This window comes from Geobacillus sp. Sah69, from assembly GCF_001414205.1.
In the GTDB taxonomy this organism is placed as follows: Bacteria; Bacillota; Bacilli; order Bacillales; family Anoxybacillaceae; genus Geobacillus; species Geobacillus stearothermophilus.
The window spans coordinates 1-10,851 of sequence record NZ_LLKS01000069.1 but is presented as its reverse complement, the minus strand read 5'-3'; the positions used below and the strand labels follow the sequence as shown (position 1 = coordinate 10,851).

The window sequence follows — 10,851 nt, the reverse complement described above, 5'->3', positions numbered from 1 at the left end:
GTAAAATAGAATTATGTTAACGAAAGAGATAAAAGGGAGCATCGGTTTTTGATGAAAGCAAAAGGAATAATTGACAATAGACAAAACGGTTTAGTAGGCGACGTTCTAAAAGCGCATATGACAAAAGGCAGCAAATTATCCATTGCTGCTGCGCACTTTACTTTATATGCGTTTGTGGAGCTGAAAAAAGAGCTGTCACAACTCGATGAATTTCGTTTCATTTTCACAGAGCCTGCCTTTGTGCGCGGAAACCGTGCGTTAAAAGGACTAATCGAGAAAAATGAAGCGGCACTGTATGGAGTGGAAGAAGAGCGAAAATATAAAGTAGAGTTAAATCAAGCATACATAGCCAAAGAATTAGCGAAATGGCTGAAACGAAAAGCACAAATTAAATCAGTCACCAATCAGCGCATTCAAGGCGGTTTGTATCATGTCAAAAACAACGATGGAACGCAAATCGGCTTAATCGGCGGTGCGCCGTTTTCCAGCCCAGGTCTAGGCTACAGCAACTCTTCCAATATTTATATTAACCATATTGTCGACGATGAGCATTCAAATACCCAACTGCTTCGTCAGTTTGACGCCATTTGGCAAGATGAACAAGCACTGCAAGATGTGAAAGACGAAATATTGCGGCGCTTAGAAGGGATGTATAAAGAAAATTCGCCAGAGTTCATTTACTTTGTGACGCTCTACAATCTATTTAAAGGCTTCTTGCAAGATGCGAAAAACTACGAATCGCTACAAACAAGAACGGGATTTGAAAATACGGTCATTTGGAACAAACTTTACGATTTTCAGCGCGATGGGGTAATTGGCGCCATCAATAAAATCGAAACGTATGGAGGATGCATTATCGCCGACAGCGTCGGGCTCGGAAAAACGTTTGAGGCGTTAGCGGTCATTAAATATTACGAACTGCGCAATCATCGCGTTCTCGTGTTGGCGCCAAAAAAATTGAGGGAAAACTGGGCTATTTACCGTTTAAACGATAAGCGCAACATTTTGGCGGAAGACCGCTTTTCCTATGACTTGCTCAACCATACCGATTTATCGCGTGAGCGCGGATATAGCGGCGATATTAATTTGGAGCATGTGAACTGGGGAAATTATGACCTAGTCGTCATCGATGAATCACACAACTTTCGCAATAATGATCCGCGCAACGATCGGGTGACGAGATATTCCCGCTTGATGAACGACATTATTAAAGCGGGAGTGAAAACGAAAGTGTTAATGCTTTCTGCCACCCCTGTCAATAACAAGCTCGATGACTTAAAGAACCAGATTGCTTTCATTACGGAAGGAAATGACAAAGCGCTAGCGGAAACGGCGAACATCAAGAGCATCAGCCAAACGATCCGCCGCGCGCAGTCGCAGTTCAACAAATGGAGCAATCTTCCTGAAGAAGAGCGGACCACTGAGCGGTTGTTAGATATGCTAAACTGGGATTATTTCACCTTGCTTGACTCATTAACAATCGCCCGTTCGCGCCGCCATATCGAAAAATATTACAATGTGAACGCGATCGGCTCGTTTCCGACGCGTCTAAAGCCGATCAATCTGAAAGAAAAAATCGACAGCAAAGATGAGTTTCCGCCTCTTGAGAAAATCAACAACGACATTTTGCGGCTTCGCATGGCGGTCTATTCGCCGATGCAATACGTGCTGCCGCACAAAAGAGCGGACTATAGCGAAAAATACGACACAAAGGTCGCAAACGGCCGAGTGTTTAAGCAAACCGACCGCGAGCACAACCTTGTTTATTTAATGAAGTCGAATTTGCTGAAGCGGTTGGAGAGCAGCGTTCATTCGTTTTCTTTGACATTGCAAAACATCATCCAACAAATCGACGAACATCTCGAGAAAATCGACCGTTGCGATGGAAGTTCTGGGACAATTGGCGAGATGGACGAGATCGATGCGGAAGATCCGGAATTGGAAGAGGCGTTGATTGGCTCGAAAGTCAAAATCTTTTTGAAAGACATGGATTTGATCCGTTGGAAACAAGATTTGCTATACGACCGGGAGATTTTGCTGAGGCTGCTTCACCAAGCGCGGAACGTAACGCCGGATCGCGATCAGAAGCTGTTGGCGTTGAAACGATTGATTGAACAGAAAATCAAGCACCCCATTAACGAACAGAACAAAAAGCTGCTCATTTTCACCGCTTTTGCCGATACGGCAAACTACTTATACGAGAATTTGCATCAATGGGTGCGAAACCAATTTGGCTTGCACTGCGCGGTCGTGACGGGCGCCGATCGGCCGAAAACGACATTGAAGATGAAGAAAGTCGATTTCAACCATGTGTTGATGAACTTTTCGCCCGTCTCGAAAGAGCGCGATAAAGTGATGCCAGAAATGAAGGACGAAATCGACATTCTCATTGCCACCGACTGTATTTCCGAAGGGCAGAACTTGCAAGACTGCGATTATCTCGTCAACTATGACATCCATTGGAATCCGGTCCGCATCATCCAGCGGTTCGGCCGCATCGACCGGATCGGCAGCAAAAACAAACAGATCCAGCTCGTAAACTTCTGGCCATCGATCGAGCTTGATGAGTACATTCAACTTGTCAACCGGGTCAAGGGCCGAATGACCATTTTAGATATTTCAGCGACTGGTGAAGAAAACGTCATTGCCGACAACAGCAACGAAATGAACGACTTGGAATACCGCCGCAAGCAACTGGAAAAATTGCAAAATGAGGTCATTGATTTAGAGGATATTTCCGGAAATATCTCGCTGACGGATTTTACTCTCGACGACTTCCGGATGGATTTGTTGAATTTCATGAAGGAACATAAAGAAGAGCTCGAGCGGGAGCCGTTTGGACTGTTCAGCATTACCGCCAATCAAAATGAAAAACTGAAAGACGAAATTCAGCCAGGCGTCATTTTCTGCCTAAAACAAACGGCGTCGATGGCATCTGCGCATGAACAAAACGCGCTTCATCCGTATTACTTAGTGTATGTTCGGGAAGACGGCACGGTGTTGTATAACCATGTCCACGTAAAGAAAGTGTTGGATTTATACCGGTCGCTTTGCAACGGCAAAAAAGACGTCGAATGGGGCTTGTACAAGGCGTTTTATCAAGAGACGAAAAACGGAAAAGACATGGGGCGATACAAGGCGCTGCTGGAAAAAGCGGTGGAAGAGATCGTCGGCAAGATGGATCAGCAATTGATGCTCAACATCTTCAGCCTAGGGAACTTGGACGCCTTCGTGACGAACGCCAACACGAGTTTGCAAGATTTTGAGATCGTTTCGTATTTGATCATTAAAGGGTGAGGATCATGGCTGCATCCGCGTTTTATGCTACAATAGGGCTGGACGAGCGCGTCCGCCCGTTGCATAAAAAGCTCGACAAAAAAATGTTTTACGACTATGCGGATTTGACGAAAAAAGAAAAGGACTATATGACGAAAGACATCGAGCGGATCGAGTTAACATACTTGTTGACCTCAAGGGTCATCAACATTCAGCCGTTCGTCAACGACGACTACCATTACGAAGGGGTCATGTTTATCACCGTTCGGCTGCGCACGGAAACAAAGGATGCGCACGTTTCCGTGATCGGGGAAATCATCCAAAAAACAGTGCCCAATCCGACCGTTATCGTGTTTGAAAAAGAAAGAAACGTTCAAATCGGAACATGCTGCAAGCGGCTGAACAAAAACGACCGGACTAAAGTCGTAGCGGAAGAATGGGCGTATACGCCGTGGTTTTCTCTCGATCATGATGACGAGACGGTCAAGCAGTTTCTTCGCGCCGTCCATATGACGAAGCTGTCGTTCGCCAACTTTTTTCGGTTTTATCAAGACATCCATCTGGCGGTGCAGGCGTTCCAGCACGCCAAAGCGATCGGCGCCTTTTACATCGCCGCTGATGAACAATCCAAACAGCTCGTCGCGCAAATTGAACAGGTGGAGATCGAAATCGCCAAATGGAAAAATGAAATGAAAAAAGAAACGCAGTTTAATCGAAAAGTCGAATACCATCTAAAAATTCAGCAGCTGACCAAACAAATCGAACAATGGAAGCAACAATTGCGCGGAAAGGAGCAGCACGATGGAGAAACTGGACGGAAAATCGCTCGACCTTGTCAAAACAAACATTGAAACGTTAAAGCAGCTATTCCCGGAAGTTGTCACGGAGGGGAAAATCGATTTTGACAAATTGAAGCTTGTTCTCGGCGAAGAGATTGAAACGCGCAACGAAAAGTACGAATTCACCTGGCACGGCAAAACACAAGCGATGAAACTCGCCCAAACGCCGTCCACTGGCACCTTGCGGCCGGACAAAGCATCAAGCAAAAACTGGGAGACAACGGAAAACTTGTATATCGAAGGCGACAACTTGGAAGTACTGAAACTATTGCAAAAATCGTATTTCGGCAAAATCAAAATGATTTACATCGACCCGCCGTACAATACGGGGAAAGACTTTGTGTACAAAGACGACTTTCGCGACAATATCCGAAATTACAAAGAAATCACGCAGCAAACGACTAAGGCAAATACGGAGACGAACGGACGCTACCACACCGATTGGTTGAATATGATGTACCCGCGGTTGAAGTTGGCGAGGAATTTGTTGCGGGAGGATGGGGTTATATTTATAAGTATTGATGATACGGAGGTATCAAACCTGAAAAAAATATGCGACGAGATATTTGGTGAAGTCAATTTTATAACAATATTTATTTGGCAAAGAGCTTTTGCCCCTGTTAATATGAATAAGTTTGCTTCTCGTAATCACGATTTTGTTTTGTGTTATGCAAAACAAATTGATTTTCTATCTTGGTATGGATTACCGCGTAGCCAGGAAGCTGACACCCGTTATTCCAATCCCGACAATGACCCACGTGGTCCTTGGACATCAGGAGATTTATCAGTTGGGCCGCCTGTGCCAGAAAAAATTTATGAAATCGCTACACCAAGTGGACGAGTCGTTTATCCGCCTAAAGGATATTGCTGGAGAGTAACCAAGGAGAGGTTTGCCGAACTTTTAGCTGATAATCGTATCTGGTTTGGTAAGGATGGTGATAGCGTTCCACGTTTAAAGCGTTTTTTAAGTGAAGTAAAATCTACTATTACTCCATTGACTGTATGGACGCATCAAGAGGTATCGCACTCACAAGATGCAAAAAAAGAATTAAAAGAATTATTTGAAGACCAGTCAGTGATGGATTATCCTAAACCAGTAAAGTTGATGAAGAGAATTTTAGAGTTATCAACAAGGGAGAATGATATAATATTAGACTTCTTCTCCGGCTCCGCTACAACTGCCCATGCAGTCATGCAGTTAAATGCGGAGGATGGCGGCAATCGGAAGTTTATTATGGTTCAGCTGCCGGAAAAAACGGATGAAACGTCCGATGCGTATAAAGCGGGATATAAAAACATTTGCGAAATCGGCAAGGAACGCATCCGTCGGGCGGGGGAGAAGATTATTCGAGAAACCGGGAAGACGGATTTGGATATCGGCTTTAAAGTGTTTAAGCTCGATTCCTCCAATATCAAAGAATGGGATCCGGACTTTGACAACCTCGAACAAACGCTTTTCGATTTGCAAAACAATATTAAGGAAGATCGGACGAAAGAAGATTTATTGTATGAGATTTTGTTGAAAATCGGGTTGCCGTTGACGGTGCCGATTGACGAAATCGACTGCCGGGGCAAAACGATTTACAACGTCGCCTATGGTTCTGTGCTGGTCTGCCTAGAAGACGAGATTGACCTTGATCTCGTTCGCGAGATGTTAAACCATCGATCCGAGCATATGCCGCCGAAAGTCATTTTCAAAGAGTCTGGCTTTATTAGCGACGCCGTGAAAACGAACGCGATTCAAACGTTGAAGAAGCACGGAATCACGGATGTTAGGAGTGTGTAACCGATGAAGCTGAAGTTTATCGCGGACTTGGATTATCAAAAGCAGGCGATTGATTCCGTTGTGCAAATTTTTAAAGGGCAAGAAATGAGCCAGTCCAACTTCACCGTTTCGTATGGACCAAACGCGGGAATGATTCAAACGGATTTAGGCGTAGGGAATCGGCTCGACCTTACGCCGGAAGAAATTTTAAAAAACGTGCAGGACATTCAAATGAAAAACGGCCTGCCGCGCAGCGAGCGGCTCGATGGCATGCATTTTACCGTCGAAATGGAGACAGGTACGGGGAAGACATATGTCTATTTACGAACGATTTACGAATTGCATAAACATTACGGATTTACGAAATTTGTCATTGTCGTTCCGTCCGTGGCGATTCGCGAAGGGGTGTACAAGTCGCTGCAAATTACGAGAGACCATTTCAATGAACTGTATGACCATACGCCAGTAGAATACTTTATTTACGATTCGCAAAAACTCGATCAAGTCCGTAACTTTGCGACAGCGACAACAATCCAAATCATGATCATTAATATCGACGCGTTCCGAAAAAGCTTTGAAGACCCTGATAAAGAAGATAAAGCGAACGTTATCCACCGTCCGAACGACCGTTTGAATGGCTATCGCCCGATCGAATTTATTCAACAGACGAACCCGATTGTTATTATTGACGAGCCGCAAAGCGTCGATACGACGCCGAAGTCGAGGGAAGCGATTGCGTCGCTGAACCCGCTTTGTACGCTGCGCTACTCGGCGACGCATGTGGATAAATACAATATGATATATCGCCTCGATGCGGTCGATGCGTACAATCAAAAGCTTGTGAAAAAAATTGAGGTCATGTCTGTCCGCTCTGAGCCTTCGTTCAATGTGCCGTACATCAAACTTGTCGAGGTGAAAGAGCGAAAAGCGAAACTTGAGCTCGATGTCGAATCGCGCGGAAAGGTGAAGCGAACGACGAAAACGGTCAAATACGGCGATGACTTGTATGACGTTTCGGGGGAGCGCGAACTGTACCGCGGCTATATCGTCGAGCAAATCGATTGGACGGAAGGAAATGAAGCGGTTGAAATCAACGGCGATCGACTCAGGGTGGGCGAGGCGATTGGGGATGTCGATGACGATGCCATCAAGCGGTATCAAATCCGCAAAACGATTGAAGAGCATTTAAATAAAGAATTGTGGCTTCGCCCGCGCGGGATTAAAGTGCTCAGCTTGTTCTTTATCGACAAAGTTGCCCATTACCGCGACTATGATCAAGAAGGCCAGCCGATAAAAGGAAAATATGCGATCATGTTTGAGGAAGAGTATCGGAACTTAATGCAAAAGCCGAAATACCGTCCCCTCTGGGAAGATCCGGGCATTGACCAAGATATCGAGAAGGTGCATAATGGCTATTTTGCTCAAGATAAAAAAGGACGGTTGAAAGATACGAAAGGGAATACAGAGGCGGATACGGATGTATACAATCTCATTATGAGGGACAAAGAACGGCTGCTCAGCCTCGATGAGCCGCTCCGCTTCATTTTCTCCCATTCCGCGCTCCGTGAAGGATGGGACAATCCGAATGTCTTCCAAATTTGCACGTTGAAAGACTCCTCCGGCACGTACGTATCGAGGCGCCAAGAAATCGGACGCGGATTGCGTCTGGCTGTCAACCAAAACGGGGAGCGTGTGCAGGACTATAATATTAACACGCTAACGGTCATGGCGAACGAATCGTACGAAGAGTTTGTTGCGACGCTGCAAAAAGAAATCGAAGAAGAAACAGGAGTCAAATTCGGCAAAATTGAAAAACATATATTTGCTAAACTCGTCTATGTCGATGAGAAGACGGAAGAGCCGGTGCAAATGGGCTATGACTTATCGGTAAAATTATATGAAGAATTAAAACAAAACGGTTATATTGACAAGCATAGCATGGTCACCTCTGAATTAAAGAAAGCAATAGAAAACTATGACTTGCGCTTAAGTTCGGAGTTTCAGCCATGGCTTCCAGCGATCGTAAAAGAAATAAAACGCCACTTGCAAGCATTGCCGATCAAAGATGGGACGAAAAAGAAAAAAGTCCATGTCAATATGGCGGTTCTCAATCAAGAAGAGTTTCGGCAATTGTGGGACAAAATCAAATACAAAACCGTCTATTCGGTCGATTTTGACAGCGAACAGCTCATTGACTTGTGCATCGCCGCCATTCAGGAAATGAAGCCCATTGAAAAAATCCGCATTGTCAGCCGGAAAGGACGGGTGGAAATTGATCATGTGACAGGCGTACAGGCTCAGGTGGTCAGCGAAAAAGTGGAGGATTACGTGAGCTTGCACCATACGCTTCCGGATGTCATCACCGAGCTGCAAAACCGCACGAATTTAACACGCAAGACGATTGTCCGCATCTTAACCGGCTGCAAACGGCTCGATGATTTCAAAAACAATCCGCAGAAGTTCATCGAAGAAGTGGCAAACATCATCCAGCGCCAAATGAGGCTGTTGCTGAAAGATGGCGTGAAATATTACAAAATTGGTGATGATGCGTATTACGCGGTTGAGCTGTTCCAAAACGAAGAGCTGCTCGCCTATTTGAACGACAACGCCATCCCGAGCGAAAAATCGCCGTTTGACCATATCCTTTACGATTCCGATGTGGAAGAGCGGTTCGCCAAACGTTTTGAACACGATGAGAACGTAAAAGTGTACGTCAAACTGCCAAGCTGGTTTAAAATAGACACCCCGATCGGTTCCTACAATCCCGACTGGGCGCTTGTCATTGAGAAAGACGGGGAAGAAAAGCTATACTTCGTCTTAGAGACGAAAGGACAGGAATGGGAAGGAGAATTGCGCCCGGGCGAATCGGCAAAAATCGCCTTTGCCCGCAAGCACTTTGAAGCAATTGGCACGGATATTGAATTTGTCGGTCCGGAGAATGATGTGGAGGCGTTTATGCTGCGGGTGGTTAGCCGTTAGTGATGCATTTACAGGAGGCTGTCCCAAAAGGTGGTACAATGACCTTTTGAGGCCAGCTTTTTTTATTGAATGCTCTCTCCTCTCTTTTTTCTTTCCAGCATTTGTGGCATACTATAGTCAAAGAGGAGGGGCAATACAATGGTTAAGGTTGAGGTTAAACCCAATGTTCTACAATGGGTGATCAAACGCATGGATAATTTTGATCGGCTGAAGGATCAGTTTCCTAATATTGATAAATGGATCAATCAAGAGAGCCAGCCGACGCTTAAGCAGTTAGAAAAGCTTGCAAAAATGACAGCTGTACCTCTTGGTTATTTTTTTCTCCCTAATCCACCAGAGGAGAAGTTGAGAATTCCTCATTATCGCACGGTGAGAGATGAAGGGGCTGTCCGTCCGAGTCCCAATCTTTTGGAAACGGTTCAAACGATGGAAAGACGGCAACAGTGGATGCGCGATTATTTAATTCAGCTAGGCAATCCGCCTTTAAATTATGTGGGGCGTGCGAACTTGTCAATGGATCCAAAACTCGTTGCACAAGATATGCGAAGGACGTTAAATTTGGAAGATGGATGGGCATCAAAACAATCAACTTGGCAGGAAGCTTTACGCAATCTTATTAGAAAAACTGAAGATATCGGCATTATTGTCGTCATTAATGGAGTAGTTGGCAATAATACACATCGAAAACTGGATGTTGCGGAATTTCGTGGTTTTGTCCTTATTGATGACTATGCCCCTTTAATATTCATAAATGGAAGAGACGGAAAAGCTGCGCAAATGTTTACATTGGCCCACGAACTTGCTCATATTTGGTACGGGGAGAGTGCCGCATTCGATTTAAAAAATCTTCAGCCTGCTGATGCTGAAATTGAAAACGCATGCAACAAAGCAGCTGCTGAGTTTCTTGTTCCTGAAGATGAGTTAATTATTATATGGAAACGGGTTGGTCAATCGGAAGATCGTTTTGAACAGGCGGCTCGCTATTTTAAGGTTAGTGAAATTGTGGCGGCACGTAGAGCTCTAGACTTAAACCTTGTGACAAAAGAGGAGTTTTTTTTATTTTATGAAGATTATATGAAGCGGCTTCGACAACAAACGGAACAAATGAAAACAAGCGGAGGCAATTTTTACGCAACTCAAACGATGCGTATCGGCCGTCATTTTGCGGAAGCAGTCATAAGCGCGGCAAAGGAAGGAACGATCCTTTATCGTGAAGCCTATCAATTGACGGGGCTTTCTGGTGACACTTTTGCTAAGTTTGCCGAATATGTCGATACGGGGAGATATATGTATGAGTTCTAGCCATAAATTTGTGATTGATACGAACATTTTTATTGAAGCCTATAAAAGGTATTATTCTTTTGATATCGCTCCTTCCTTTTGGGATGCCCTGCTTCAACATGCCGAAAACGGCAATATCATAAGCATTGACCGTGTTAAACAGGAAATTAATAGCTTTCATAAAAATGATGAATTAAGCGAGTGGGCCAATCATTATTTTGCCCAATGGTTCGAGCCAACCGATAAGGTAACTATTCAGCCACATCATAAAGTGAGCTGAATATTTTTTGCTTTTCCTGTCTATGATGTGAATATTGATAGACAAGGAGGTGAATCACATGTTGACGGTACAACAAGCTGTATTTACAGTTGAGGGCTTAATCGGCAAAGTCCAACAACAAAAACAGCTCATTCATCAACTCGTTCAAGAAAATGAACATTTGCGTCACGAAAACAAACAACTACGCAAAGAAAATGAACAACTGAAGTACCGTGTTCAAGAGCTGGAAGCACGCACGAAAAAAAACAGCTCCAATAGCCATTTGCCCCCATCTTCTGACCGTTTTGCCAACACACGTTCTTCTCGTCAACCATCTGGCAACAAGCCAGGCGGACAAGAAGGACATCAAGGAACGACGCTCCGTCAAGTGGAACATCCACATCATCGTGTCGTCCACCGTGTGCATACGTGTCAAGGATGTGGGGCTTCTT

At 44.7% G+C, this 10,851-nt stretch carries 7 protein-coding genes; all 7 read left to right on the top strand.

What is annotated here, in order from left to right:
• The first annotated feature begins 51 nt into the window (after positions 1-51).
• Positions 52-3,297 carry a helicase-related protein gene (locus AP057_RS14655; protein ID WP_055359128.1) on the top strand — a complete coding sequence of 1,082 codons (3,246 nt, stop codon included), beginning with the start codon at positions 52-54 and terminating at the stop codon, positions 3,295-3,297.
• 5 nt (positions 3,298-3,302) lie between these two features.
• On the top strand, positions 3,303-4,127 hold the full coding sequence (locus AP057_RS14650) for a DUF4391 domain-containing protein (protein ID WP_055359081.1): 825 nt from the start codon (positions 3,303-3,305) through the stop codon (positions 4,125-4,127).
• Positions 4,078-5,901: a site-specific DNA-methyltransferase gene (locus AP057_RS14645; RefSeq protein ID WP_055359080.1), complete on the top strand. Its 1,824-nt coding sequence runs from the start codon at positions 4,078-4,080 to the stop codon at positions 5,899-5,901. The genes AP057_RS14650 and AP057_RS14645 overlap by 50 nt, the downstream gene beginning before the upstream one ends.
• 3 nt (positions 5,902-5,904) lie before the next feature.
• Positions 5,905-8,859, top strand: a complete 2,955-nt coding sequence (locus tag AP057_RS14640; RefSeq protein WP_055359079.1) for a type III restriction-modification system endonuclease — start codon at positions 5,905-5,907, stop codon at positions 8,857-8,859.
• Positions 8,860-8,997: 138 nt separating this feature from the next.
• A complete protein-coding gene (locus AP057_RS14635) occupies positions 8,998-10,161 on the top strand; it encodes an ImmA/IrrE family metallo-endopeptidase (protein ID WP_033025173.1) in 1,164 nt (387 codons plus the stop codon).
• Positions 10,151-10,420, top strand: a complete 270-nt coding sequence (locus AP057_RS14630) for a DUF4411 family protein (protein ID WP_235468610.1) — start codon at positions 10,151-10,153, stop codon at positions 10,418-10,420. The genes AP057_RS14635 and AP057_RS14630 overlap by 11 nt, the downstream gene beginning before the upstream one ends.
• A gap of 58 nt (positions 10,421-10,478) precedes the next feature.
• Positions 10,479-10,851, top strand: a 373-nt coding sequence (locus tag AP057_RS14625; protein WP_235468608.1) for a DUF6444 domain-containing protein, incomplete at its 3' end; no start/stop codon positions are given.